We start from the raw sequence: 25,355 nt of genomic DNA, 5'->3' as shown, positions 1-25,355 counted from the left end.
GGTCATGACGCAAGCCAAGAAATCCATCAAAGAGCGTTTTCTCCACGCTTTCCTGTTCGAAATCCTCGCCATCGGCCTGTGCGCGCCGGTAGCCGCCTGGGCCATGGGCAAGTCGCTGTTCGAAATGGGCGTGCTGACCGCCGTGATCGCCTGGATCGCGCTGCTCTGGAACATGATCTACAACGCCGGCTTCGACCGCCTTGAAAACCGCCTGGGCATCACCCGCAACCTGCGCGTGCGCGTGATCCACGCGTTCGGCTTCGAGTTGGGGCTGATCCTCATCGTGATCCCGCTGGCCGCCTGGTGGCTCAGCATCAGCCTGTGGCAGGCTTTCGTGCTGGATATCGGGCTGGTGCTGTTCTACCTGCCGTACGCCTTTTTCTACAACCTGGCGTACGACCGCGCCCGTCCGCGCGTGATGGCGTGGCTGGCGCGCGGCGCCACGGACGCCGCGCCGGCCCCCGCTACGCGTCAATCACCTTGCGCGTGAACATTTCCAGGTAATCCATCAGCGAATCCGCGCCCTGGATCGCCGCGGCTTCGTCGCCGGTGGCGATGCCGGCGGCCATGGCCATGTGGCGGCGCGCGCCCTCGGCGATGTCGCCTTCGTGCTGGTAGGCGTACCAGAAGCGCCGGCACTGGATGATCAGCGGTTCCACCGCGTTCACCGCCGACACATTGCGACAGGCGCTGTGGCAGACGTGGTCGAGCAACTGGTCGGCCTGCATGTAATCGTCCAGGTTGCCGCCCTCGGCCGCGCGCACCATCTGCGCGGCGCATTCGACGATCTGGGCGCGCTGCGCGGGCGTGGCGCGGCGCGCGGCGCTGGCGGCGATCAGCTGTTCCAGCGCCCGGCGGGTCTGGATCAGGTCCATGTGGTCGGCCAGCTGGATCATCGAGACCCGCAGGCCGCGCCGCGGCTCCTGGCGGATCAGGCCGGCCGCCACCATGCGCAGCAAGGCTTCGCGCAGCGGGGTGCGGCCCAGGCCGGTCTTTTCGACCAGATCGGCTTCCACGACCGCGCTGCCCGGCTGCAATTGCAGGGTGGCGATCATGCTTTCGATCTGGTCATAGGCGACGTCGGCCGCGCGCCGTTTGGGTTCTGCTCCTGCCATCAACGGTTGTTTTCCTTCGTTTTGCGCCACTGCGTGTAGGCCAGCCATTCGCCGACGAACCCGCGCCGGAAGAACGACACGCACAACACGAAAATCAACCCGATGACGATGGTGACGACATCGCCCAGGGTGGCCAGGTAATTCTGCAGGCTGACGACCAGCGTGGCGCCCACCACGGGACCCCACACGGTGCCGATACCGCCCAGCAGCGTCATCAGCAGCACTTCGGTGGAGGTGGCCAGCGACACGTCGTTGAGCGCCACCAGCTGCAGCACCAGCGCCTTGAGCGAACCCGCCAGGCCGGCCACCGAGGCCGACAGCACGAACGCCAGCAGCTTGCACCGATCCGTATCGTACCCCAGCGAAATCGCCCGCGGCGCGTTGTCGCGGATGGTCTTGAGCACCTGTCCGAAGGGCGAATGGATGACCCGGTAGACGAACAGGAACCCCAGCACGAACACGCCCAGCGTGAAGTAATACATGTTGGTGTCGGCGCTCAGGTCGACCAGGCCCAGGAACTTGCCGCGCGGAATGCCCTGCATGCCGTCCTCGCCGCGCGTCCACCCGACCTGCACGGCCATGAAATACGCCACCTGCGACAAGGCCAGCGTGATCATGGCGAAATAGATGCCGGTGCGGCGGATCGCCAGCCAGCCGATCGCGTAGCCGATGGCGGCGGCCATGGCCACGCCGCACAGGATGGCCAGTTCCGGCGGCAGGCCGGCGGCGCCGTACAGGATCATCATCTCGCCGGCGGCATAGCCGGCCCAGCCGAAGAAGGCGGCATGGCCGAACGACACCAGGCCGGTGAAGCCGGTCAGCAGGTTGAACGCCAGCGCGAACAGCGCGAAGCACAGCACCTTCATCATGAACACCGGGTACACCACCTGCGGGAACCACGGAACCAGCAGCGCCGGCACCAGCAGCAGCGCCAGGATGCGGATGGAAAGGGGGAAGCGCGACACCTTATTTCTCCTTGCCGAACAGGCCCGCGGGGCGCGTCAGCAGCACCACCGCCATCACGATGAACACAACCACGGTGGACGCTTCGGGGTAGAACACCTTGGCCAGGCCCTCCAGCAGGCCCAGCGCCAGGCCGGTGACGATGGCGCCCATGATCGAGCCGAGGCCGCCGATCACCACCACCGCGAACACGATATTGAGCAGGTTGGACCCCATCAGCGGATTGATCTGCATGACGGGCGCGGCCAGCACGCCGGCCACGCCGGCCAGCGCCACGCCGAAGCCGTAGGTCAGCGTGATCATCACCGGCACGTTGACGCCAAAGGCCTGCAGCAGCCGGGCGTTCTCGGTGCCGGCGCGCAGCAGCGCGCCCAGGCGGGTGCGCTCGAACAGGTACCAGGTCAGCAGGCACAGCAGCAGCGACGCCACCACCACGAAGGCGCGGTACGCCGGCAGGAACATGAAGCCCAGGTCGAAGCCGCCCAGCAGGATCTCGGGCGGCTCGTAGCCCACGCCGGAAATGCCGTAGAAGTAGCGAAAGCCGCCTTCCATCATCAGCGCGATGCCGAAGGTCAGCAGCAGGCCGTACAGGTGGTCCAGGTGATAGAGCCGCTTGAGCAGCGTCTTCTCGATCACCACGCCGACCGCGCCGACCAGCAGCGGCGCCAGCACCAGCGCCGCCCAGAAATTGATCTGCGCGCCCGGGCCCAGCAGCTGCGGCAGCTGGGTGAAGCCGATCCACGCCAGGAACGCCGCCATCATGAACTGGGCGCCATGGGTGAAATTGACGATGTTGAGCAGGCCGAAGATGATGGCCAGCCCCATGCTGAGAATGGCGTAGAAGCAGCCGTTGATCAGCCCCACCAGCAGTTGGGCGAGCAGGGCGGGAAGCGAGATGTCGAACATAGTGGGCGGCGGTCGGACACGGGACGCGTCGGTTTGCGGGAGGCGCGCGTTGCCGCGCGCCGCGGGCGGATCGAACCGGCGCCGGGCGCAAGCCGCCCTGCGCCGGCGGGCGTCATGACTTGTTCAGCGGGCAGGCGGCCTGCGGCTTGGGGAAGACTTCGTCGCCCTTGAGCACGGCCTTGACATGGTAGTAATCCCACGGCGCCTTGGATTCGGCCGGCGCCTTCACCTGCAACAGCAGCATGTCGTGCACCAGCGCGCCGTCCGCGCGCAGCTTGCCGTTGCGGATCACGGCGTCGTTGATGGTCATCTCGCGCAGCTTGGCCATGACCGCCGGCGCCTCGTCGGTGCCGGCCGCCTCGATCGCCTTCAGGTACGACAGCGTGGCCGAATAGACCCCGGCCTGCGAGGCCGTCGGCATTTTCTTGGCCTTCTCGAAGAACTTCTTGGCCCAGGCGCGCGAGGCGTCGTCGTAGTCCCAGTAGAACGCCTCGGTCAGGTACATGCCCTGCGCCTTGGCCAGGCCCATGCTGTGCACGTCCGAGATGTAGGTCAGCAGCGGCGCCACGATCTGCTTCTTGGTGATGCCGAACTCATTGGCCTGCTTGACCGCGTTGACGGTGTCGTTGCCGGCGTTGGCCAGGGCGATCACGTCGGCCTTGGAGGCCTGCGCCTTCAGCAGGAACGACGAGAAATCGTTGCCGGGGAAGGGGTGGCGCGATACGCCGACGACGCTGCCGCCGTTTTCCTGGATGACTTCGGTGGCGTCCTTCTCCAGCGAGTGGCCGAAGGTGTAGTCGGCGGTGATGAAGTACCAGGTCTTCTTGCCTTCCTTGACCAGCGCGCGCGCCGTGCCGGCCGCCAGCGCATAGGTGTTGGTGGTCCACTGCGCATTCAGCGGCGAGCATTTCTCGCCCAGGATCGCGGTCGACAGGCCCGCGGACGGCATGGTCACGCGGTTCTTCTGGCGCGCGATCTCCATCACGGCCAGCGCGGTCGACGCGGTGGGGAAGTCGGTGATCATGTCGACCTTGCCCTGGTCGAACCATTCGCGCGCCAGGTTGGCGGCGACGTCGGGCTTGTTCTGGTGGTCGGCGGCCACCACTTCGACCGGCTTGCCCAGCACCTTGTTGCCCATTTCCTCGGCCGCCATGCGCGCCGCGATCACCGAGCCGTTGCCGGCCAGGTCGGAATAGACGCCGGACAGGTCGGTCAGCACGCCGACCTTGACGATGCCGTCGCTGATGCCGGCCTCGGCGTGGGCGACGCCCGCCAGGCCGATGGCGCACAGCGCCGCTGCGATTCGATTCAATTTCATCTGACTACGCTCCGTATGGGAATGGGGGGACTGCGGTCGGAAGCACCACGGGAAACTGCAACGACGGGGAACTGCGCGCGACGGCCCTCAGATGCCGAGCAGGGCGTTGAGCCGGTCCTGCGACCGCTCGACTTCGGCCCGCTCGATCACGGCGGCCACCTGGCCATGCTCGATGACGTAATGGCGGTCGGCCAGGTGCCGGGCGAAGCGGAAGTTCTGCTCGACCAGCACGGTGGTGTAGCCGCGCTCCTGCAATTGCCGGATCACCCGGCCCAGCGCCTGCACGATGACGGGCGCCAGGCCTTCGGTGATTTCATCGAGCAGCAGCAGGCGGGCGCCGGTGCGCAGGATGCGCGCCATCGCCAGCATCTGCTGCTCGCCGCCAGACAGCCGGGTGCCGGGGCTGTGGGCGCGTTCCTTCAGGTTGGGGAACATCGTGTAGATCTCTTCCACCGACATGCCGTCCGGCCCCACCGAGGGCAGCAGCATGAGGTTTTCCTCGGCGGTCAGCGAGGCGTAGATGCCGCGCTCTTCGGGGCAATAGCCGATGCCCCGGCGCGCGATCTTGTGCGGCGGCAGGCCGATGGTCTCCTGGCCTTGCACCTTGATGGAGCCGCTGCGCCGGCCCACCAGGCCCAGCACCGACTTCAGGGTCGAACTGCGGCCGGCGCCATTGCGGCCCAGCAGCGTGATGCACTCGCCCGCCTTCACGTCCAGGTCGATGCCGTGCAGGATGTGCGATTCGCCATACCAGGCGTGCAGGCCGCGGATCTCCAGCATGGACCGCGCCGGGGTCTTGTCATTCATCTTCCGCTCCCATGTACGCTTCGCGCACCGCGGGGTTCGCGGACACCTCGGCGTACGGGCCTTCGGCCAGGATCTCGCCGCGCTGCAGGACGGTGATGCGGTCGCAGATGTCGGCCACCACCTTCATGTTGTGTTCCACCATCAGGATGCTGCGGCCGGCCGAGACCTGCTTGATCAGGTGCTTGACGCGGTCGACGTCCTCGTGGCCCATGCCCTGGGTCGGTTCGTCCAGCAGCAACAGCTCGGGTTCCAGCGCCAGCGTGGTGGCGATCTCCAGCGTGCGCTTGCGGCCGTAGGGCAGGTCGCCGGCGGCCACGTCCAGCTGCGCGCGCAGGCCGACCTGGTCGAGCAGTTCCTCCACCCGCTGGTGCAGCCGCTCCAGCGAGCGCTCCGAACGCCAGAAGCAATAGTCCACGCCCAGCTTGCGCTGCAAGGCCACGCGCACGTTCTCGCGCACCGACAATTGCGGGAACACCGCCGAGATCTGGAACGAGCGCACGATGCCGCGCCGCGCCGTCTGCGCCGGCCGTTCGCTGGTGATGTCGACGCCGTCGTAGACGATCTCGCCGCGGGTCGGGATGTGGAACTTGGTGAGCAGGTTGAAGACCGTGGTCTTGCCGGCCCCGTTGGGACCGATCAGCGCATGGATCGCGCCGCGCCTGACGCTCAGGTTGACGTCGTTGACCGCCACGAAGCCGCGGAATTCCTTGGTGAGGCCCCGGGTCTGAAGGATGATGTCGCTGTGCATGGTGTCCGAGAGGCTGGCGCAAGGACGGCGCGCCACGGCCATGCGGGCGCGCCGGTCCTGCTTCGGGCTGGGTCGCTTACTTCGACTGGTATTGCCGCGGCCGCTTGGCCAGCGCCGCTTCGATGATGCCGGCGCAGCGTTCGCGCTCGGCGCCCACCAGCGGCAGGCGCGGACGGCGCACGTGTTCGTTGCCGACGCCGGCCAGGGTCTCGGCCAGCTTGATGTTCTGCACCAGCTTGGTCGAGACGTCCAGGTGCAGCAGCGGCGTGAACCACTGGTACAGCGCCAGCGCTTCCTGCCACTTGCCGGCCTTCATCAGGTCGTACAGGGCCACGGTCTCGCGCGGGAACGCGGTCACCAGGCCGGCCAGCAGGCCGTCGGCGCCCAGCGCCAGGGCTTCGAACGACAGGTCGTCGACGCCGATGAACAGCTGGAAGCGGTCGCCCAGTTTGTTGCGCAGGTCGGTCACGCGGCGGATGTCGTCGCTGCTTTCCTTGATCGCGACCAGCCATGGGCAGTCGGCCAGCTCGGCCATGTGCTCGGGCTTGAGGTCGACGCGGTAGGCGACCGGGTTGTTGTAGATCATGCAGGGCTTGGCGGCGGCCTCGGCCAGGGTGCGGATGCTCTGCATCGCCTCGCGCGCATCGGCCACGTAGATCAGCGAAGGCATCAGCATGAAGCCGTCCACGCCCAGTTCCACCGCCGCCTTGATGAAGCGCAGCGCCTCGCGGGTGCTGGTTTCGGACACGTTGGCCAGCACCGGGATGCGGCCGCCGCTGACTTCCACGGCGCAACGCGTCACCGCCAGCTTTTCCTCCAGCGTCAGGGTGCTGGCTTCGCCCAGCGAACCGCAGGTGACGAGGCCATGGACGCCGTTGTCGATCAGGAAGCCGAAATGCTTGCGCATCGCTTCGAAGTCGAGGGTTTCGTCGGCATGGAACTTACTGGTTACGGCAGGAAAGACGCCCTGCCAACGCACGTTACTCAACTTGATTCTCCTCGGATGGCCGGCGCCGCGAAGGAAGAGCGGCGGGTGGGAGAAAGTCTAATATCCGTTAAATATATTTAGAAGATATTTTGATATGGGAGTTTCCCGAGAGCGGGTTTTCCCCCGGGAAAAGACACAATGGGTTGAATAAGGCGATGACGACGCGGGCCTGCCGCGTCAGCCGGCCTTGCGGCGATACGCGCGGCTGGCGTCCTGGATGAAGGTCTTGACGGCGTCGTCGTACTGTTCGCCGCTGCGGAACGCGCCCGAATGGGTGGCGCCCTCGATCTTGACCAGCCGCTTCAGGTCGGGCGAAACGCTGCGCGCGGCGGCGTAGAGCTCGTCGCTCATGGTGTGCGGCACCACGCGGTCGGCGGTGCCGTGCATGAACAGCATCGGCGTGTGCATGGCGGCCAGCTTGTCGACCGAATCGAACGGCTGCGTCACCAGCAGGCTGGCGCCGGGCACGCGGCCCCACTTCAGGGTCGCCAGCATGGCGCTGATGCTGGTGAAACTGGATTCGACGATCAGGCCGGCGAAGTCGGGCTGGTCCGGCCGCGCCGCCAGGTCGATGGCGATGGCGCCGCCCAGGCTGTGGCCGTAGACGAAGCGGCGCGCCGGGTCGGGCTGCAGGCGGGCCAGTTCCTTCAACCCGGCCATCGCGTCTTCCAGCGCGCTGGCCTCGGACGGCAGGCGCGGCGTGGACGCGCCGAAGCCGCGGTAGTCGATCGCCAGGATCGAATAGCCCTTGCGGGTCCAGCCGTCGATGCGGAAGGCGCTGCCATTGAGGTTCCAGCGCGCGCCGTGCAGATACAGCACGGTGGGTGCGTTGGCTTGCGGGCTTTGCCAGTACCAGGCGCGGACCTTGTCGCCGTTGGCCAGCGCCAGGTCGTAGACCTGGGTGCCCTTGGCCGGCTCGCGCCACCACGTCTGCGGCTCGGATTGCGGCGAGAAGATGGTCTGGCGCTGCCAGGAGTCGAGCTGCGAGCAGCCGACCACGCTGGCGGCGGCGAGCACGGCGGCGCCGATCAGGCGGCGCAGGGTGGGGCGGGGCAGGGCGGGCATGGAAGATATGACCCGCGCCGACGGGCACGGTTCCGGCGCCAGCATACAACGGCGGGTGTTGGCGGCTCGCGTCAAGCGGTATCCGGATGCATCTCGCGCGCCAGCGCCAGCCAGGCCTGGGCGGCATGCGACAGATAGCCGCCGCGGCGCCACACCAGGCCCATCTCCCAGTCCGTGCCGGCATCGCGCAGCGGCACCCGCGCCACGCCCGTGTGCCGTTCCTCGTTGGCCTTCAGGCGCGGCAGGAAGGCCACGCCCATGCCAGCCATGACCAGCGCCACGATGAAGTCGATCTGGCCGCTGCGGGCGGCGATCGCCGGGGCGAAGCCGGCCCGCTGGCAGGCGTCCAGGATGACGCGATTCAGCGCGAAGCCGGTCTCGAACAGGATGAAGGGCGAGTCGCGCAGCTGTTCCAGGCCGATGGCGGCGGCGCGCGCGTCAGCATGGTCGGCGGGCAATAGCGCGATCAGTGGTTCGCGCGCCACCGGCTGCCAGTCGAGCTCGCCGGATTCCGGACGCAGCGAAGCGGCCAGCTCGATCTCGCCGGCCATCACCATTTCCTCGAGCCGATGGCCGCCATGTTCCAGCAGGCTGATCTCGATCTGCGGATAGCGGCTGCGAAAGCGCGCGAACATCGGCGCGAACAGCGCGTTGCTGCCCAGCGGCGGCAGGCCCAGCCGCAACACGCCGCGCTTCAGGCCGCGCAGCTCGTCCAGCTCGGCGTACAGATCGTCGCGTTCGGCCAACATCTTGACCGCGCGCCGGTAGACGATTTCGCCGGCCTCGGTCAGCCGCGGCGGCTGCGCCTGGCGGTCGAGCAGGGGCATGCCGATTTCGTCCTCCAGTTGGCGCACGGCCTTGCTGACCGTGGGCTGGGTGGCGAACACGGTCTTGGCCGCCTGGGAAAAACCGCCCTGACGGACCACCTCCACCAATGCGCGCAAGGGCCGCAGATCCATGGTTATGCCTGATTGGAATGGGTTGGATTCGACAAATTCATTTTATCTATGACGCGGGCAGGCGTAAAACGGTTCCATCCGCTGGAATCCCTCCCCATGTCTCGCCCTCGCTATCCCGTCCTCCTGCGCAGCCTGCTGCGCCGCAGCCGATTGCTGCAGATCGTCCTCATCACCCTGTTTTCCCTGTTGGGCCAGATGCTGGCCAACGCGGCCGGCCTGCCGGTGCCGGGCGGCGTCATCGGCATGGCGCTGGTGCTGGCGCTGCTGGCCTCGGGCCTGCTGCGGGTGCGCAATGTGCATCGCGGCGCCAGCTGGCTGCTGGGCGAAATGCTGCTGTTCTTCGTGCCCGCGGTGATGTCGCTGCTGGACCATCGCGAATTCCTGGGCGTGCTGGGCGCCAAGCTGCTGGTCGTGATCCTGCTGGGCACCGCGCTGGTCATGGCCGGCACGGCGCTGACGATCGACCTCTGCTACCGCTGGATGAACCGCCATGCGGGCTGAATTCAATCTGCTGTTCTGGCCGCTGGCCACCGTGCTGGCCTATGTCTGCGCGCGCCTGTTCTACCGCCGCTATGCGTACTGGTGGACGTCCACGCTGGTGGTGGCGCCGGCCCTGCTGCTGATGCTGGCGCTGCTGCTGCACACCGGCTACCGCGACTACATGTCCGGCTCGCACTGGCTGATGATGATGCTGGGGCCGGTGATCGTCGCCTTCGCGCTGCCGCTGTACGAGCAGCGCGCGCTGATCCGCCGCTACTGGCCGGTGCTGGCGGCGGGCGTGGTGGTCGGCAGCGCCATCGCCGGTCTCAGCGCCTGGTCGCTGGGCAGCCTGCTTGACCTGCCGCCGGATCTGCGGCTGAGCCTGTTGCCGCGCTCGGTGGCCACGCCGTTCGCGGTGGCGGTGTCGTCGCACGTCGGCGGCGCGCCGGACCTGACCGCGGTGTTCGTCATCGTCACCGGGGTGTTCGGCGCGGCCATCGGCCAGTGCATGCGCCGCTGGCTGCCGCTGCGCTCGGCCCTGGCGCGCGGCGCCCTGTTCGGCATGGGCGCGCATGGCGCCGGCACCGCCAAGGCCCGCGAGCTGGCGGCCGAAGAGGGCGCGGTGGCCGGGCTGGTGATGGTGATGGCGGGGCTGTTCAATGTGCTGGTCACGCCCGCCGTGGTGGTCGCGCTGCTGGCCTGATCCGGCCGCGTCAGTGCAAGGCTTCCAGCGCCACCGGATACAGCGAGGCCACCAGCAGCAGCGCCATGCTGATGTTGAAGGCGCGGATCGCCCACGGCTTGTGCAGCACCCGCCGCAGGGCGGTGCCGAAGGTGACCCAGATGCCGATGCTGGGCAGGTTGACGATGCCGCACACCACCGTGGCGATGACCAGGTTGGCGAAGAAGCCGGCCTGCGGCGTGTAGGTGGCGATCACGCCGACCGCCATCACCCAGGCCTTGGGGTTGACCCACTGGAACGCGGCCGCCTGCAGGAAGGTCATCGGCTTGCCGTTGACGGCGCCATCCTCCATGCCGCCCGAGTTGGCGATCTTCCAGGCCAGGTACAGCAGGTAGGCGGCGCCCACGTACTTGAGCACGGTGTACAGCTGCGGCACCTGCTGGAACACCGACCCCAGCCCCACGCCCACCAGGAAGATCATCAGCGTGAAGCCGAGGTTCACGCCCAGCAGGTGCGGCATGCTGCGGCGAAAGCCGAAGTTCAGGCCGGACGCGGCCAGCATGACGTTGTTCGGCCCGGGCGTGATCGAACTGACCAGGGCGAACAGCGCCAGGGGGCCCAGCAAGGACAGGGAAGCGAGCGGCACATCGGCGAGGCTGGCGGGGAACAACGTCATTTCTTGACTCCAATGATCGCGCGGCGTCCGCCGGCGATGACCACGATGACGGCGGCGGCGAACAGGTAGGTACCCGGGTCCACCGCTTCGTCGAAAAACAGGGCTGCGGCCAGCACCGTCAGGAACGGCTGCAGCAATTGAATCTGTCCGACCCGGGCGATGCCGCCCGCGGCCAGGCCGCGATACCAGGCGAAAAATCCCAGGAACATCGAACCGAACGCCAGGTAGGCGCAGGCCGCGATCACGTCCGCGCGCGGCCAGCCGGGCTGTTGCGCGGCCATCCAGCCCACCGGCGCGGCCAGCACCGGCGCGCTGATCACCAGCGCCCAGCAGATGGTGCGCCAGCCGCCAAGCGTGCGCGCGGCGCGGGCGCCCTCGGCATACCCCAGGCCGCCCAGCAGCACCGCCAGCAGCAGCCAGAAATCGCCGATCGACAGCGTGCCGTGGCCCTGGCGCAAGGCGAACGTGGCCACCAGCACGGCGCCCACCGCGGCCCAGGCCCAGAACGCGGGCGACGGCCGTTCACCGCTGCGCCAGGCCGCGAATACGGCGGTCGACAGCGGCAGCAGGCCGTTGAACACGGCGCCGTGCGACGATGCCACGGTCTGCATCGCCAGCGACGAGGCCAGCGGCCAGCCGACCACGATGCCCAGCGCGGCCAGGATCACCCCCGGCCATTCGGCGCGTCCGGGCCGGCGGCTGCGGGTCAGCCACAGCAGCGCCAGGGCCGGCACCGCGGCCAGCAGGGCGCGTCCCAGGCCCACCAGCAGCGGCGGCAGTTCCGTCACCGCCACGCGCGTCATCGGCAGCGTCAGCGAAAACACCAGCACCCCCAGGAAGCCGTAGCCGTAGCCTTCCCAGGGCGACGCGGCGGGGGCGGCCTGGAGGGCGGGATACGGCACGGAGCGGTTCATGGCGGGGCGTCGAAAAATGGGGGCGGTCCGCGAGACTTGCGGGCTGATGCCATTGCTGTCACTCTACGCATAGTTATCGGTACAGTACCGGTACACTTATACATGTCACTTCAACCGCTGGCCTGGTGAAATCCCCATGACAGTTGCTTCGCCTTCCATGCCCTGGCAGCCCGTGCGCCAGGCCGACGCCACCCTGGTGGCGCAATTGGCCGACGGCCTGGCCCGGCGCATCGACGAGCAGGGCCTGCGTCCGGGAACCCGCCTGCCGTCCATCCGCAAGATGGCCGAACAGTCCGGCGTCAGCCGCTTCACGGTGGTGGAAGCCTACGACCGGCTGGTGGCGCGCGGCCTGGTGCAGTCGCGGCGCGGCGCCGGCTTTTTCGTGCGCGCCCGCAGCGGGCCGCTGGCCCCGGTCGCCGTGCCCGCGTCGACGCAGAATTTCACGCCGCCGGCGCGGGTCGATATCGCCTGGCTGCTGCGCAGCATGTTCCGCGAGGGTGGCGGCCCCGGCATGCCGGGCGGCGCCGGCCTGCTGCCGGCCGACTGGCTCGATCCTGAAATGGTGGCGGGCGCGGTGCGCGCCGTGGGCCGCTCGGTGCGCGGCCATCTCGTGTCCTATGGCCATCCGCAGGGGTTTTCGCCGCTGCGCCAGCAGATCGCCGCCTCGCTGCAGAGCGACGGCGTGCCGGCCCATCCCGAGCGCAACCTGCTCACCACCAACGGCGTCACCCACGCGCTGGACCTGATCGCCCGCCTGCTGGTGCAGCCGGGCGATACCGTGCTGGTCGAGGATCCGGCCTGGTTCGTCATCTTCGGCCGCCTGGCCGCCTTCGGCGCCCGGCTTATCGGCGTGCCGCGCGGCCCCGACGGCCCTGACACCGCCTTGCTCGAGCAGCTGGCGGCGCAGCACAAGCCGAAACTGTTCATCATCAACAGCGCGGTCCACAACCCCACCGGCCACACCCTGTCGGCCGGCGCCGCCTACGACATCCTGCGCATCGCCGAGCGCCACGACTTCATCGTGGTGGAAGACGACACCTACGGCGAGCTGCATCCGGGCGGCGCCATGAAGCTGGCGGTGCTGGACCGGCTCAACCGCGTCATCCTGGTCAGCGGCTATTCCAAGATGCTGGCGGCGAGCCTGCGCGTGGGCTATCTGGCGGCCAATCCTGACATCCTGCAGAAACTGGCCGACCTGAAAATGCTGGCCGGGCTGACCTCGCCCGAGCTGGGCGAACGGGTGGTGCACCGGGTGCTGATGGAAGGGCAATACCGGCGCCATATCGAGCGCGTGCGGCTGCGGGTGGACGAGGCCCGCCAGCGCTGCCTGAAGGGCCTGCAGAAGCTCGGCCTGACGATCCCGCACGAACCGCAGGCGGGCATGTTCGTGTGGGCCGATTGCGGGCGCGACAGCGAGGTGCTGGCCCGCGCCGCCGCCGACCAGGGCATGCTGCTGGCGCCCGGCACGCTGTTCTCGCCGTCGCAGGGGCCGTCGACCATGTTGCGGTTTTCGGTGCCGATGGTCGATGACCGCGGCGTCTGGAATCTGCTGGAAAAACTTTTCGCCTGAAACGGCTCCTACAATAATGCGCAGTCACCCCCATCAAGGAATCGCCATGTCCGCACCGATCAAGCCCCTCACCGAGAATTTCGCCGTCGCCCCGCAACTGGGTCCCGACGACATGGCCGACGTGGCCGCCGCCGGCTACAAGAGCGTCATCATCAACCGTCCCGACTTCGAGGGCGGCCCCGACCAGCCGACCGCCGCCGACGTCTCCAGGGCCGCCGCCGCCGCCGGTCTGAAAATCGAATACCAGCCGGTCGTCGGCAGCGCCATGACCGCGGCCGACGTGGTCCGCTTCGCCGAACTGCTGCGCACCTTGCCGGGCCCCGTGCTGGCGTACTGCCGCACCGGCACCCGCTGCACCAACCTGTTCGCCGCCGCCCAGCAGCTGGGTTGACGCGCATCAAGGACCCCGGGTTCGCTTGATGTGAACCTGGCGGGTTTCCGGTAGCATGGAGATTCCTCTCAAACAGGAGCAGGCAAGATGTTCAAGAAGATCCTGATTCCCACCGACGGCTCGCCGCTGTCGGCCCAAGCCGCCAACGCCGGCATTTCCTTCGCGCGCTCCGTGGGCGCTGACGTCGTCGCCCTCTACGTGACGCAGCCGTTCGCCGCCACCATCGGTTTCGACGGCATGGCCGCGGCCTACGCCATCACCGACGAAGACTACGAAAAGGCCTCGGCCGAGCAGGCCGACAAGTACCTCAAGCAGATCACCGACCGCGCCGACACCGCCGGCGTGAAGTCCGAGGCGCGCGCCGTGTCCAACTTCAACGTGGCCGACGGCATCGTCCAGGCCGCCGCCGACGCCGGTTGCGACCTGATCTTCATCGGCAGCCACGGCCGCAGCGGCCTGTCGCGCCTGCTGCTGGGCAGCGTCACCGCCAAGGTGCTGTCGCTGGCCAGCACCGCCGTGCTGGTGTACCGCGTCAAGGAAGAAAAGAAGTAATCCCGGCCCGCGCGGCCTGAGTCAGGCCGCTGTCAGGCCCGCCAGCGCCAATGCCGTGCCCAGCCCCTCCCGCCGAGGGGCTTTTTCTTGCCCGCGCCATTCCCTATGGCGCTTATGGCTAAAGCTTGTAAACCGGCTCGCGGCGCGTAATATTTACGGATAAGTGCGGGCGCGGTTTCGCAATCCCCGAGCACACCTCTCACGCGGCATGGCGCCCGCCGCGGCAGTATCCGGTCGGACCTGCCGCCCATTCCTGGTGATTACTGCAAGGAACGAGGCCATGACTCGCAAGACGCCTATCGAGCTATACCGGAACATCGGCATCAGCGCCCACATCGACGCGGGCAAGACGACGACCACCGAGCGCATCCTCTTCTATACCGGTATCACCCACAAGATCGGCGAAGTGCACAACGGCGCCGCCGTGATGGACTGGATGGAGCAGGAACAGGAACGTGGCATTACTATCACGTCCGCCGCCACCACCGCCTTCTGGAAGGGCATGGGCGGAAACTATCCCGAGCACCGCATCAACATCATCGACACGCCGGGCCACGTCGACTTCACCATCGAGGTCGAACGCTCCATGCGCGTACTGGACGGCGCCGTCATGGTCTATGACGCGGTCGGCGGCGTGCAGCCGCAATCCGAGACCGTCTGGCGCCAGGCCAACAAGTACCGCGTGCCGCGGCTGGCCTTCGTCAACAAGATGGACCGCGTCGGCGCGGACTTCCTGCGCGTGCAGCGCCAGATCACCGAGCGCCTGAAGGGCGACGCCGTGCCCGTGCAGTTGCCGGTGGGCGCCGAGGACGGCTTCGAGGGCGTGATCGACCTGGTCAAGATGAAGGCCATCATCTGGGACGACGCCAGCCAGGGCGTGCGTTTCGAGTACCGCGACATCCCGCCGGCGCTGCAGGCGCAGGCGCAGGAATGGCACGACAAGATGGTCGAGAAGGCCGCCGAGGCCAACGAGGCGCTGCTGGAGAAATACCTGGGCGGCGAAGCGCTGACCGAAGCCGAGATCAAACAGGGCCTGCGCCAGCGCACGGTCGCCAACGAGATCGTGCCGATGCTGTGCGGCAGCGCCTTCAAGAACAAGGGCGTGCAGGCCATGCTGGACGCGGTCATCGACTACCTGCCGTCGCCGGTCGACGTGCCCGCCATCAAGGGCCACGACGAGCGCGACCACGAAATCGAGCGCCATCCGACCGACAAGGAGCCGTTCTCGGCGCTGGCCTTCAAGATCATGACCGACCCGTTCGTGGGCCAGCTGGTGTTCTTCCGCGTCTACTCGGGCGTGGTCAAGTCCGGCGACTCGGTCTACAACCCGATCAAGGAAAAGAAGGAGCGCCTGGGCCGCATCCTGCAGATGCATGCCAATGAACGGCGCGAGATCACCGAGGTCTACGCCGGCGACATCGCCGCCGCCGTGGGCGTCAAGGACGTCACCACCGGCGACACGCTGACCGACCCGTCGCACGTCATCGTGCTGGAGCGCATGGTGTTCCCCGAGCCCGTCATCTCGCAGGCGGTCGAGCCCAAGACCAAGGCCGACCAGGAGAAGATGGGCATCGCCCTGGGCCGGCTGGCGCAGGAGGACCCGTCGTTCCGCGTGCGCACCGACGAGGAATCCGGCCAGACCATCATCTCCGGCATGGGCGAGTTGCACCTGGAAATCCTGGTCGACCGCATGAAGCGCGAGTTCGGCGTCGAGGCCACGGTGGGCAAGCCGCAGGTCGCCTACCGCGAGACCATCCGCAAGACCTGTGACGAAGTCGAAGGCAAGTTCGTCAAGCAGTCGGGCGGCCGCGGCCAGTACGGCCACGTGGTGCTCAAGCTCGAGCCGCAGGAACCGGGCAAGGGCTACGAATTCGTCGACGCCATCAAGGGCGGCGTGGTGCCGCGCGAGTTCATCCCGGCGGTGGACAAGGGCATCCGCGAATCGCTCAACGCCGGCGTGCTGGCGGGCTATCCGGTGGTCGACGTGAAGGTGACGCTGTTCTTCGGTTCGTACCACGACGTGGACTCGAACGAAAACGCCTTCAAGATGGCCGGCTCGATGGCCTTCAAGGAAGGCATGCGGCGCGCCGATCCGGTGCTGCTGGAACCGATGATGCAGGTCGAGGTGGAAACGCCCGAGGACTTCACCGGCAACGTCATGGGCGACCTGTCGTCGCGCCGCGGCATGGTGCAGGGCATGGAAGATATCGCCGGGGGCGGCGGCAAGGTGGTGCGCGCCGAGGTGCCGCTGGCCGAGATGTTCGGCTACTCCACCTCGCTGCGTTCACTGACGCAGGGCCGTGCCACCTACACCATGGAGTTCAAGCACTACGCCGAAGCGCCGCGCCAAGTGGCGCAGGAAGTGATCGCGGCGCAGGGTTCGGGCCGCTGAATCCCGATCCGTTCGGAACAAGGGCCACCCGCGCGGGTGGCCCTTTTTTCAGGCCGGGGCGGCAGCGCCAGCCGCGGTCGTCCGCATGCGCGAGGACGCCAGCTTCACGCCCAGCAGGATCATCACGAAGCCGTAGGCATGGAACAGCTGCGGCGCCTCGCCCAGCAGCGGCCAGGCCAGCAGCGCCGCATACACCGGCACCAGGAACATCGACAGGCCCGCGGTGGCGGGACCGGCGCGGCTGATCAGGCGACCGTAGACGTAGTACGCGCCCAGGCTCGGCACGATCGCCAGGAACAGCAGCACCGCCGCCAGCCGAGGATCGCTCCAGGGCGGGGTGGCGCCGGCGGCGGCCTCGATCCCGGCGAATGGCGCCAGCGCGATCGCGCCGCCCAGCATCATCGCCGCCAGCCGCGCGCCATCGGGCACCGCCGGCAGCGTCAGGCGCTTTTGCAGCACCGTATAGAACGCCCAGCCCGTGGCGGCCAACAGCACCCACAGGTCGCCCTGGCCGAACGCCAGCCGCGCCAGCGCCCAGGCGTCGCCGCGCGTCAGCACCACCAGCACGCCGCCCAGCGCCAGCACCAGGCCGGTGGCGCGCAGGGGCGAAAGGGGTTTGCGCCAGATGACGGCCTCCAGCAGCGCCACCAGGATCGGGCTGCACGAGAAGATCAGGGCGATGTTGGTGGCGCTGGTGCTCTGGGCGCCGATGTACTGCGGCGCCACCGCCACGCCCATGCCCAGCACGGCCAGCGGCAGCAGCGTGGGCAGGCCGCGCCACAGCGCTTGGCGATGCCGCAGCAAGGCCGGCGCGGCCAGCGGCAACAGGATCAGGAAGGCGAGCAGCCAGCGGCCGAAAGCCAGGAAAACGGGGGGAAGGGCGGCGTCGTGGGCCCAGCGGGCGGCCACCATGTTGGAGGCGAATAGCGCCGGCGCGGCCAGGAGCATGGCGGCGCCGGACAGGCCCAGGCCGGTTCTTGCGGGTACTGCTGCTGCGTGAGACATGATTTCCCGCCGCGCGGATCGGCGCGCGGCACACTGCGGTGGACTACACCGGCGCCGGTGCCGGGTTGTGCCGCGGCGCGGGCGCTGGATCCGACGGGCGGGGTAATGCCCGTCTTGCTGGAAAGTCTACGACTGGGTCGGGAAAATAGGTTTCCTGATTCTCGCCATTCTGGCGGTGATAAAGGAATATATATCCTCTAGAATCCTGTTTTACAGGGATATTCTCTTTTACGGATTTTCCGCCGTGTCCAACCCACCCAAAATCGATGAAACCGACCGCAAGATCCTGCGCGCCCTGCGCGCCGACGGCCGGCTCACCAACCTGAAACTGGCCGAGCAGGTCGGCCTGTCGCCCACCCCCTGCTGGAACCGGGTCAAGGCGCTGGAGGACGCGGGCGTGATCGAGGGCTACGCGGCCCTGCTGAACCAGAAGGCGCTGGGCCTGCCCGATACCGTCATGATCGAGGTCACGCTCGAACACCACGACGATGACACGCTGGCGCGTTTCGGCGAGGCGATCACGCGCCTGCCGCAGGTGGTGGAGGCGTTCCTGGTGACGGGCGAATATGACTACCTGATCAAGGTTGCGGTGGCCGGCACCGAAGGCTACGAGGAATTCCTGCGCAAGCGGCTCTACAAGCTGCCCGGCGTGCGCCACAGCCGCTCGACCTTCGTGCTCAAGCGCCTCAAGCACACGCCGTCGGTCGAGCCCTGACGGCGCGCGGCTCAGCCGCGCAGGAACGATTCGATCGCGCCGTTGAAGGCGCGCGGGTTGCCCAGGTTCATGCCGTGCGACGAGCCGGCGATGTCCAGCCGCCGCGATTGCGGCAGCCAGCTCTCCAGGGCGTCGAGCACCGCGGGGTAGGGGGCCGGGCTCAATGCGCCGCCGATCAGCAGCGTGGGCAGGGTCAGCGAGGCGATCTGCTGCGGGCTCAGCGCGGCCGGGGTCTCGCGGGCCTGGCCGAACAGCGTGCCGGCGTTGTCGCGCACCATTTCCTTGAACCAGGGCACCATGCGTTGCCAGGTGTCCGGCCCCGTCACGGTATCGACGAACAGCGCCAGGCCTTCTTCCACGGCGCCGTCGCGGATCAGTTCGAGCGCCCGCTGGCGAAAGCCGCCGCGGGCATCGTCGTCGCCGGGCAGCGGCAGGCCGGGGTCGGCCAGCGTCAGGCTGCGCAGCGCGTCGGGGCGGGCCAGCGCCGCTTCCAGCGCCACCCGGCCGCCGCGCGAATGGCCCACCAGGTGCGCCGGCTCGCCGGCCACCCGGTCGATGAAGGCCAGCACGTCGGCGGCATGCTGCGCCACCGAGAAGCCGTCGCCCTCGCCATCCCAGGCCTCGGGCCAGTAGCGCCGCAGGCAGACCGCCAGCACGCGGAACGAGCGGCCCAGCGGCGCCATCTGCGATTTCCAGTAGCGACAGTCCGACAGCGACCCGTGCACCAGCACCAGGGGCGCGCCCTCGCCGTATTCGGTGTAGGACATGGCGTAGCCGCCGACATCGGCGGTTTGCAGGGGCAGGACGGGTTCGGAACGCATCGGGTTCGAGTAGGGAAAGCCAGGCCGGCATTCTAGCCCGTTAGCCCCGGCGGGCGCCGCCCGTGGGAGCGGGACGGCCGGGCTGATACACTCGATTCCCCCTTCTCCCTCTCGCACGGAGCGCGCCCGATGTCCCCCGCCGATCTTCCCGAATCCGCCCAACGCGTTGCCCGCCTGCTGGCCGACCTGGGCCATGACAAGCCCGTGGTGGTGCTGCCGCAGACCGGCAAGACCTCGGCGGAAGCGGCGGCGGGCCTGGGCTGCGAGGTGGCGCAGATCGCCAAGTCGATCATCTTCCGCCGGGCCGCGGACGACGCGCCGGTGCTGGTCATCGCCAGCGGCATCAACCGCGTCGACGAGGCCAAGGTCGCCGAGCAGGTCGGCGCGCTGGCCAAGGCCGACGCCAAGTTCGTGCGCGAGATGACCGGCTACGCCATCGGCGGCGTCTGCCCCATCGGCCACGCGGTCAAGCCCGTGATGCTGCTGGACCAGGACCTGTTCCAGTACGACAGCCTGTGGGCGGCGGCGGGCCATCCGCACGCCGTGTTCAATCTGACGCCGCGGCAATTGGCCGCCATGACCGGCGCGCCGGTCGCCGACGTGGCGCAGCGCGCCTAGCGTTTCCAGGTAGTGAGCGCGCCGCCAGGGCGCGGGGAAAAAGGGCGCCCGCCGTATCAGTGCGGGTGGGCTTCCAGGTCGTCGATCAGCACCTGCAATCTTCCCTGCGAGCAGGCCTCGACCCGGCCGCGCACGCCGTACACGGCGGCCAGCGAGGCCGGCGTGATGACCTCGGCCGGCGCGCCCGCGGCGACCAGCTTGCCGCCGTGGATCATCACCGCCCGGTCGGCGTGCTGCAGCGCCACGTTCAGGTCGTGCAGCACGATCACCGTGATGAGGCCGTGCTGCGCGGTTTCCTGTTTCAGCAGCCGCATCACATGGAACTGGTAGTTCAGGTCCAGCGCCGACAGCGGCTCGTCCAGCAGCAGCACCCGCGGCCGCCGCACCAGCGCCTGGGCCAGTCCCACCAGCTGCTTCTGGCCGCCGGACAGCGCGTCCAGGTATGACAGCGCCAGATGACCAATGCCCAGCCGCTCCAGCAGCCGGTCGATCGCATGCAGGTCGGCGGGCGGTCCCTCGGCCTCGCTGGCGCGCGCCGCCACCAGCACCGACTCGAACACCCGCAAATGCACGGCCGCGGGCAGGCTCTGCGGCAGGTACACCAGATGGCGCGCGCGCGCCGCGAAGTCCAGCCGGACCAGATCCTTGCCGTCCAGCAGGGCGTGGCCGGCGCGCACCTTCACCAGGCCCGCCAGGGCCTTGAGCAACGTCGATTTGCCGCTGCCGTTGGGGCCCAGCAGGGCCGTGACCTCGCCGGCGCCCAGGGGCGGCAGCGACAGGCCATGCAGCACGTCCTGGCCGCCATAGCCAGCGGTGATGGCCGAGATGGCCAGCGTCGGCGCCGCGCTCACGGCATGCTCCGGCGCAACACCACCGCCACGAAGAACGGAATGCCGATCAGCGACGTGACGATCCCCACCGGCACGATGACGCCGGGCGCGAGGTTCTTGGACGCGACCGACGCCAGCGACAGGATGACGCCGCCCACCAGGGCGCTGCCCGGCAGGAAGAAACGATGGTCCTCGCCCACCAGGCGGCGGGCGATATGGGGAGCGATCAGGCCGATGAAGCCGATGGTGCCGACGAACGCCACCGCGAGCGCCGACAGCAGGCTGACGCGCGCCAATGCCGTCACCCGCACCCGCCGCACGTCCACGCCGAAGCTCGCCGCGCGTTCCTCGCCCAGCCGCAGCGCGGTCAGTTTCCAGGACTGGCGCATGGCCAGCGGCAGCGCCACGGCGAATGCCAGCCCCAGCGCGGCCACGGTGGTCCAGCTCGAGCGCGACAGGCTGCCCATGGTCCAGAACACCAGGTTCTGCAGCGCCTCGGCGCTGGCGGTGAACTGCACCAGCGACACCAGCGCGTTGAAGGTGAACACCATGGCGATGCCGAACAGCACCACGCCCGAGCTGTTCATGCCGCCGCGGCGCGCCACGCCGTCGAGCAGCAGGGCCGCCAGCATGGCGAACAGGAAGGCGTTGCCGGCGATCAGCCAGCCGTCGGGCACGCCGGGCAGCCCCAGGTGCAGCACGATGGCCAGCGACGCGCCGAAGGCGGCCGCGGACGACACGCCCAGCGTGAACGGGCTGGCCAGGGGATTGTTCAGGATGGTCTGCATCTCGGCGCCCGCCAGTCCCAGCGCCATGCCGACCAGCGCGGCCATCAGGGCGTAGGGCAGCCGGATGTCCCAGACGATGACGCGCAGCGTCGGGTCGGCCGACGCCGGCGCGCTCAGGGTGCGCCACAGCTCGCCCCAGCCCAGGCCCGAGGGGCCGAGCGTGACGTCGAGCAGCAGCCCAATGCAAATCGCCGCCAGCAGCAGGGCGATGAGCCCTGCCCGGCGGCGCAGGATGTGCCGATAGGCGGCGACCGCGGAGGCGGCTTCCGCCATTACTGCAGCAGTTGCAGGCGGCTCTTGGCCGTGTTGGCGGCCGGCGTGGTCGGGTAGTCGCGAACGATGCGCTGCAGCGTGGTCTTGGCGCCGGCGCGGTTGTTCATCTCGATCTGGCTGCCGGCGATTACCAGCAGGGCGTCGGGGGCGCGGGCGTTGTCGGGCGCCTTCTGCACCATGGCGTTCAACTGCTCGATGGCGCCCTTGAAGTCCTTCAGCGCGTAGCGGCTGCTGCCCAGGTAGAACTGGGCGCTGGGCGCGAGCTGGCTGGCGGGGTAGAGCGCGGTGAAGGCGGCCAGCGATTCGGACGCTTCCTTGTACTGGCCCTTGCGGAACAGGTCGATGGCGCCGTCGTAGGCGGCCTGCTCCTGCGGATCACCGGCCGTCGCGCCCGGCGGGTTGGCGCCGCCGGCGGTGCCGCCCGGCTTGTTGGCGCTGGGCTGCTGGCGCGACACCAGTTCCAGCTGGTCGCGCAACTGGGCCACTTCCTGCTGCAGCGCCTGGATCTGGTCGGCCAGTTGCAGCTTGGCGCGTTGGCTCTGCTCGTTCTGCTGCTGCACCTGCTGGCGCAAATCCAGGATGGCCTTGCGGGCCTCGTCATCTGAGAAAGCGTGGGCGGGCGCCGTCAGGGCTGCCAGCACCAGGCCGGTGGCCGCCATCAAGGGACGCAGGGACAGAACGTTATCGCGCATGAAAATTCCCGGGGGATAAAAGCAAACGTCGGGACGGCCGGTTGACCGTCCCGACGCGTGGTGGGGCACTTAACTATACGAAAAGCTTAGCGCTGATAAACGATATCGGCGCGGCGGTTTTCCGCAAAGTCGGCTTCCGACGAGCCAGTCGCCTTCGGCTTTTCTTTACCGAAGCTGATGGTTTCGATCTGGTTGTCGCTGACGCCCAGCAGGGTCATCATGCGACGCACGGCGTCGGCACGGCGCTGGCCCAGGGCCAGGTTGTATTCGGCGCCGCCGCGTTCGTCGGTGTTGCCTTCGATCTTGATTTTCTGCTGCTGGTGCGAAGCCAGGTAACGGGCGTGGGTTTCCACCAAGCCGCGGTACTGGTCGGACACCGTGTAGCTGTCGAAGTCAAAGTATACCGAGCGCTGTTGCGCCAGGATGCTTTGGGGGTTGAAGGGATCAAGGATCTGGCCGGAGGCCGAGGATCCTTGGCCAGCGCCTCCGCCCTGACCCGCTTTATCGTCGAGAGGGACGGAGCTGCAAGCTGCCAGGGTGGCAGCCAGAGCGGCGATGGTTAGGCTTTTGGCAATGCGCGACTTCATGATAGTTCCTTTGCAAAGAGAGTCACACGTGTTATCGGGTAAATGGGCCCCAAGTCGGTTCACGTATTTCCCCGTTCAGTACCGAAAGCGTCTGCCGTACGCGGCCATCACTCGAAACGCCTGCAAGCACGCTACGTCCGTTTTGGATCGCGGCGTAGAGGACTTGCATGCCGTTCGGCGCGAAGCTTGGCGACTGATCGTCACGACCATCGGTCAACAAGTTCTCCGAGCCGGAGGACAGGTTCAACGATGCGATTCGGAACGCGCCGTCGCGTCTGGCAACGTACAGCAGCGTCGATCCATCGGGGGAAATTCGGGGTGAGATGTTGTAACCACCATTAAACGTGAGGCGGCGAGCATCGCCACCGTCCAGGCCGGTTTGATAAATTTGCGGCCCGCCGCTGCGGTCACTGGTAAAGATAATGGAACGGCCGTCCGGCGTAAAGCTCGGCTCGGTGTCAATCCCGGGAGAACGCGTAACTCGCTTCATATTCGAGCCGCCGGCCGCGCTAACGATGTAAATTTGCGACAGACCGTCACGCGTCAGAGCCACCGCCAACTGGGTGCCGTCGGGCGACCAGCCGGGGGCGCTGTTGTTGCCCTTGAAGTTGGCGACAGGCACGCGGGCGCTGGTGGCCAGCGTGTGCACGTACACCACCGGCTTGCCGGATTCGAAGCTCACGTACGCCAGCTTGGAACCATCGGGCGACCAGGCGGGCGAGATGATCGGCTCGCGCGAGCGCAGCGCGACCTGGGGATTCTGGCCGTCGGCGTCAGCGACCTGCAGTTCGTAGGTGGCGCCTTGCTTGAGCACGTAGGCGATGCGGGTCGAGAACACGCCGCGCACGCCGGTGATCTTTTCATAGATGCGATCGGCGATCTGGTGGGCGACGCGGCGCAGTTCCTGCTCGGTGCCGGAGAACGCGACGCCGTCCAGCTGGCCCTTCTTGACCGTGTCGGCCAGGCGGTAGCGCACGTCGTAGCGGCCATCGGCGCCACGCACGATGCTGCCATAGGCGATGAAGTCGGCGCCCTTGGCGCGCCAGTCGTCGTGGGCGATGGGCGAATCGACGTTCAGGCCCGAGCCGGCGGCGTTGATCAGGCGGAACTGGCCCGTGCGGGTCAGGTCGGCGCGGATCACTTCGGCCAGGGCGCGGCCGTGGGCATCATCCACCGCGAAATCGGCGATGGCAACGGGGTATTGGGTGGCGCCGGTGCCGGAAATGTCGACACGCAGCTGGGCCTGGGCGGGCTTGATGGCCATCAGGCACGCAAGCGCCAGCAGCAACAGGCCGAATCCATACGATCGCCAGAGAACGAGGGGGGAAGCTCGTCGGCTATGGGCGGGAGTCATAATCAGCAATCTCCTGTCAATCATACATTCTGTACACAACGTCAATGATGGGCTCGTAGCGGCCGGTCGAGGGCTTGGGGAAGGGGTTGCAACGGCGGATGCCGGTCTCGACCGCGCGGTCGAAGCCCGGGTTGCCGGAAGAGCTGGTCAGCGTGACGCCGTTAACCTTCCCGTCAGAACCTAACTGTACCCGGTATTGGGCCGTCGGATTGTCCGAGCCGCTGCGCGGCGGCGGCGGGTAGGCCACGCCGGGCTGCACGCAGGCGCGCACCTTGGCGCCGTAGCCGCTGTCGCGGCCGCCACCGGCCTGGTTGCGGTCGGCGGTGCCGCCGGGGATGCCGGCAGCGCCCAGGGCGTCGTTGCGGAACGCGTCCTTCAGGGCCTTGTCGGCAGCGGCCTTCTTGGCGGCTTCTTCCTTGGCCTTCTTCTCGGCAGCGGCCTTTTCGGCGGCGGCCTTGTCAGCCGCGGCTTTCTCGGCGGCCGCCTTGTCCGCGGCGGCCTTGTCGGCGGCGGCTTTCTCGGCCGCCTTCTTGGCGGCGTCGTCCTTGGCCTTCTTCTCGGCGGCAGCCTTGTCGGCCGCGGCCTTGTCCGCAGCGGCCTTGTCGGCGGCCGCCTTGTCCGCGGCTGCCTTCTCGGCGGCCTGGCGTTCCTGTTCCAGGCGCTTCTTTTCCTTCAGTTCGGCCTGCTTGCGCTCTTCCTCCAGGCGCGCCTTTTCCTTGGCGGCCTCGGCGGCCTGGCGCGCCTGCTCTTCCTGCTCGCGCTTCTTCTTGGCTTCCTGCAGCGCGATTTCCGGATCCACCTCGTCAGGCTTGGGCTGGGCTTGCGGTTCCGGCTTGGGCGGCGGCGGGGGAGGCGGCGGCTCCGGCGTCTTTTCCGGTTCCGGCTGGGGTTGCGGCTTGGGCTGGGGCTTGGGCGGTTCGGGCTGGGGTTGCGGCGGGGGCGAGACGGGCGAATTGCCGTCGGCCCACAGCTGCACTTCCACCGGGCCCGGGGCTTCGGTGCGCCAGTTCAGGTTGAAGATCAACACGGCCAGCAGCAGCGCGTGCACCAGCAACGCCAGGATCAGGGCGATCCGGTTGTCGTTGTTGGGCGGCGTGGCCGGGGGGCCGCTGTGGTGTCGAATGATGGGTGGCGTCATGAGCGTTG

At 68.1% G+C, this 25,355-nt stretch carries 28 protein-coding genes; 9 read left to right on the top strand and 19 right to left on the bottom strand.

Annotated elements, in window-relative coordinates:
- The first annotated feature begins 4 nt into the window (after window positions 1–4).
- A complete protein-coding gene (locus I6I07_RS03385) occupies window positions 5–490 on the top strand; it encodes a multidrug/biocide efflux PACE transporter (protein ID WP_198485643.1) in 486 nt (161 codons plus the stop codon).
- On the opposite strand, the gene I6I07_RS03380 is transcribed toward I6I07_RS03385, so the two are convergent.
- The 9 genes from I6I07_RS03380 to I6I07_RS03340 all read right to left on the bottom strand — a co-directional run bounded on the left by I6I07_RS03380 (window position 465) and on the right by I6I07_RS03340 (window position 8,869).
- A complete protein-coding gene (locus I6I07_RS03380; protein WP_076415930.1) occupies window positions 465–1,115 on the bottom strand; it encodes a GntR family transcriptional regulator in 651 nt (216 codons plus the stop codon). The genes I6I07_RS03385 and I6I07_RS03380 overlap by 26 nt on opposite strands.
- A complete protein-coding gene (locus I6I07_RS03375) occupies window positions 1,115–2,080 on the bottom strand; it encodes a branched-chain amino acid ABC transporter permease (protein ID WP_198485642.1) in 966 nt (321 codons plus the stop codon). The genes I6I07_RS03380 and I6I07_RS03375 overlap by 1 nt, the downstream gene beginning before the upstream one ends.
- 1 nt (window position 2,081) lies before the next feature.
- A complete protein-coding gene (locus I6I07_RS03370) occupies window positions 2,082–2,984 on the bottom strand; it encodes a branched-chain amino acid ABC transporter permease (protein WP_198485641.1) in 903 nt (300 codons plus the stop codon).
- Window positions 2,985–3,096: 112 nt separating this feature from the next.
- Window positions 3,097–4,302 (bottom strand): ABC transporter substrate-binding protein, encoded by a 1,206-nt coding sequence (locus tag I6I07_RS03365; RefSeq protein ID WP_054432713.1) that lies wholly within the window; start codon window positions 4,300–4,302, stop codon window positions 3,097–3,099.
- Between the two features lie 87 nt (window positions 4,303–4,389).
- Window positions 4,390–5,109 (bottom strand): ABC transporter ATP-binding protein, encoded by a 720-nt coding sequence (locus I6I07_RS03360; RefSeq protein WP_054489602.1) that lies wholly within the window; start codon window positions 5,107–5,109, stop codon window positions 4,390–4,392.
- Window positions 5,102–5,857: an ABC transporter ATP-binding protein gene (locus I6I07_RS03355; RefSeq protein ID WP_116520477.1), complete on the bottom strand. Its 756-nt coding sequence runs from the start codon at window positions 5,855–5,857 to the stop codon at window positions 5,102–5,104. Before I6I07_RS03355 ends, I6I07_RS03360 begins: the two co-directional genes overlap by 8 nt.
- Window positions 5,858–5,933: 76 nt before the next feature.
- Window positions 5,934–6,845, bottom strand: coding sequence for a dihydrodipicolinate synthase family protein (locus I6I07_RS03350; protein WP_198485640.1), 912 nt, complete (start codon window positions 6,843–6,845; stop codon window positions 5,934–5,936).
- Window positions 6,846–7,022: 177 nt separating this feature from the next.
- Window positions 7,023–7,910, bottom strand: a complete 888-nt coding sequence (locus tag I6I07_RS03345) for an alpha/beta hydrolase (protein ID WP_198485639.1) — start codon at window positions 7,908–7,910, stop codon at window positions 7,023–7,025.
- Window positions 7,911–7,981: 71 nt separating this feature from the next.
- Complete coding sequence (locus I6I07_RS03340) at window positions 7,982–8,869, bottom strand: LysR family transcriptional regulator (RefSeq protein WP_198485638.1); 888 nt, start codon at window positions 8,867–8,869, stop codon at window positions 7,982–7,984.
- Window positions 8,870–8,965: 96 nt separating this feature from the next.
- Between I6I07_RS03340 and I6I07_RS03335 the strand changes: the two genes are divergently transcribed.
- Together I6I07_RS03335 and I6I07_RS03330 are read left to right on the top strand one after the other, a co-directional pair.
- Window positions 8,966–9,370 (top strand): CidA/LrgA family protein, encoded by a 405-nt coding sequence (locus tag I6I07_RS03335; protein WP_054432708.1) that lies wholly within the window; start codon window positions 8,966–8,968, stop codon window positions 9,368–9,370.
- Window positions 9,360–10,052, top strand: coding sequence for an LrgB family protein (locus I6I07_RS03330; protein ID WP_054432707.1), 693 nt, complete (start codon window positions 9,360–9,362; stop codon window positions 10,050–10,052). Before I6I07_RS03335 ends, I6I07_RS03330 begins: the two co-directional genes overlap by 11 nt.
- Before the next feature lie 10 nt (window positions 10,053–10,062).
- Here I6I07_RS03330 and I6I07_RS03325 read toward each other — a convergent pair whose 3' ends face one another.
- Together I6I07_RS03325 and I6I07_RS03320 are read right to left on the bottom strand one after the other, a co-directional pair.
- Window positions 10,063–10,707, bottom strand: a complete 645-nt coding sequence (locus tag I6I07_RS03325; RefSeq protein WP_198485637.1) for a LysE family translocator — start codon at window positions 10,705–10,707, stop codon at window positions 10,063–10,065.
- Complete coding sequence (locus I6I07_RS03320; protein ID WP_198485636.1) at window positions 10,704–11,621, bottom strand: DMT family transporter; 918 nt, start codon at window positions 11,619–11,621, stop codon at window positions 10,704–10,706. The genes I6I07_RS03325 and I6I07_RS03320 overlap by 4 nt, the downstream gene beginning before the upstream one ends.
- Window positions 11,622–11,757: 136 nt before the next feature.
- Here I6I07_RS03320 and I6I07_RS03315 point away from each other — a divergent pair, with 136 nt between their 5' ends.
- The 4 genes from I6I07_RS03315 to fusA all read left to right on the top strand — a co-directional run bounded on the left by I6I07_RS03315 (window position 11,758) and on the right by fusA (window position 16,526).
- A complete protein-coding gene (locus tag I6I07_RS03315; RefSeq protein WP_232625888.1) occupies window positions 11,758–13,191 on the top strand; it encodes a PLP-dependent aminotransferase family protein in 1,434 nt (477 codons plus the stop codon).
- 46 nt (window positions 13,192–13,237) lie between these two features.
- The gene (locus I6I07_RS03310) at window positions 13,238–13,582 is read left to right on the top strand and encodes a TIGR01244 family sulfur transferase (protein ID WP_006392903.1); all 345 of its coding nucleotides are present in this window, start codon (window positions 13,238–13,240) and stop codon (window positions 13,580–13,582) included.
- Between the two features lie 87 nt (window positions 13,583–13,669).
- Complete coding sequence (locus I6I07_RS03305) at window positions 13,670–14,134, top strand: universal stress protein (protein WP_006388728.1); 465 nt, start codon at window positions 13,670–13,672, stop codon at window positions 14,132–14,134.
- Between the two features lie 280 nt (window positions 14,135–14,414).
- Entirely contained in the window at window positions 14,415–16,526 is a 2,112-nt protein-coding gene (gene fusA, locus I6I07_RS03300) for an elongation factor G (RefSeq protein WP_198485635.1), read from the top strand.
- A gap of 48 nt (window positions 16,527–16,574) precedes the next feature.
- On the opposite strand, the gene I6I07_RS03295 is transcribed toward fusA, so the two are convergent.
- Window positions 16,575–17,531, bottom strand: a complete 957-nt coding sequence (locus I6I07_RS03295) for a DMT family transporter (RefSeq protein ID WP_232625887.1) — start codon at window positions 17,529–17,531, stop codon at window positions 16,575–16,577.
- A 244-nt stretch (window positions 17,532–17,775) separates the two neighbouring features.
- Here I6I07_RS03295 and I6I07_RS03290 point away from each other — a divergent pair, with 244 nt between their 5' ends.
- Window positions 17,776–18,246 carry an Lrp/AsnC family transcriptional regulator gene (locus I6I07_RS03290; protein ID WP_006392906.1) on the top strand — a complete coding sequence of 157 codons (471 nt, stop codon included), beginning with the start codon at window positions 17,776–17,778 and terminating at the stop codon, window positions 18,244–18,246.
- A gap of 11 nt (window positions 18,247–18,257) precedes the next feature.
- Here the strand turns inward: I6I07_RS03290 and I6I07_RS03285 are convergent, their stop codons facing one another.
- Entirely contained in the window at window positions 18,258–19,067 is an 810-nt protein-coding gene (locus I6I07_RS03285) for an alpha/beta fold hydrolase (RefSeq protein ID WP_006392907.1), read from the bottom strand.
- 129 nt (window positions 19,068–19,196) lie between these two features.
- Here I6I07_RS03285 and I6I07_RS03280 point away from each other — a divergent pair, with 129 nt between their 5' ends.
- The gene (locus tag I6I07_RS03280; protein ID WP_006392908.1) at window positions 19,197–19,685 is read left to right on the top strand and encodes a YbaK/EbsC family protein; all 489 of its coding nucleotides are present in this window, start codon (window positions 19,197–19,199) and stop codon (window positions 19,683–19,685) included.
- Window positions 19,686–19,741: 56 nt separating this feature from the next.
- Here I6I07_RS03280 and I6I07_RS03275 read toward each other — a convergent pair whose 3' ends face one another.
- From I6I07_RS03275 to tolA, 6 genes are all read right to left on the bottom strand, one after another.
- On the bottom strand, window positions 19,742–20,536 hold the full coding sequence (locus I6I07_RS03275; protein ID WP_006392909.1) for an ABC transporter ATP-binding protein: 795 nt from the start codon (window positions 20,534–20,536) through the stop codon (window positions 19,742–19,744).
- Window positions 20,533–21,576, bottom strand: a complete 1,044-nt coding sequence (locus I6I07_RS03270; protein WP_198485634.1) for a FecCD family ABC transporter permease — start codon at window positions 21,574–21,576, stop codon at window positions 20,533–20,535. Before I6I07_RS03270 ends, I6I07_RS03275 begins: the two co-directional genes overlap by 4 nt.
- Window positions 21,576–22,268 (bottom strand): tol-pal system protein YbgF, encoded by a 693-nt coding sequence (gene ybgF / locus I6I07_RS03265; RefSeq protein WP_054432697.1) that lies wholly within the window; start codon window positions 22,266–22,268, stop codon window positions 21,576–21,578. Before ybgF ends, I6I07_RS03270 begins: the two co-directional genes overlap by 1 nt.
- A gap of 86 nt (window positions 22,269–22,354) precedes the next feature.
- Window positions 22,355–22,855, bottom strand: a complete 501-nt coding sequence (pal, locus tag I6I07_RS03260) for a peptidoglycan-associated lipoprotein Pal (RefSeq protein WP_006388738.1) — start codon at window positions 22,853–22,855, stop codon at window positions 22,355–22,357.
- A 31-nt stretch (window positions 22,856–22,886) separates the two neighbouring features.
- The gene (gene tolB, locus I6I07_RS03255) at window positions 22,887–24,209 is read right to left on the bottom strand and encodes a Tol-Pal system beta propeller repeat protein TolB (RefSeq protein ID WP_198485633.1); all 1,323 of its coding nucleotides are present in this window, start codon (window positions 24,207–24,209) and stop codon (window positions 22,887–22,889) included.
- Window positions 24,210–24,225: 16 nt separating this feature from the next.
- Window positions 24,226–25,347, bottom strand: a complete 1,122-nt coding sequence (gene tolA, locus I6I07_RS03250) for a cell envelope integrity protein TolA (RefSeq protein ID WP_198485632.1) — start codon at window positions 25,345–25,347, stop codon at window positions 24,226–24,228.
- Between the last annotated feature and the right edge of the window lie 8 nt (window positions 25,348–25,355).

It is taken from the genome of Achromobacter deleyi, assembly GCF_016127315.1.
Lineage (GTDB): Bacteria > Pseudomonadota > Gammaproteobacteria > Burkholderiales > Burkholderiaceae_B > Achromobacter > Achromobacter insuavis_A.
Note: the sequence above shows the minus strand (reverse complement) of the source record. Positions and strands in the feature narration are given on the sequence as shown.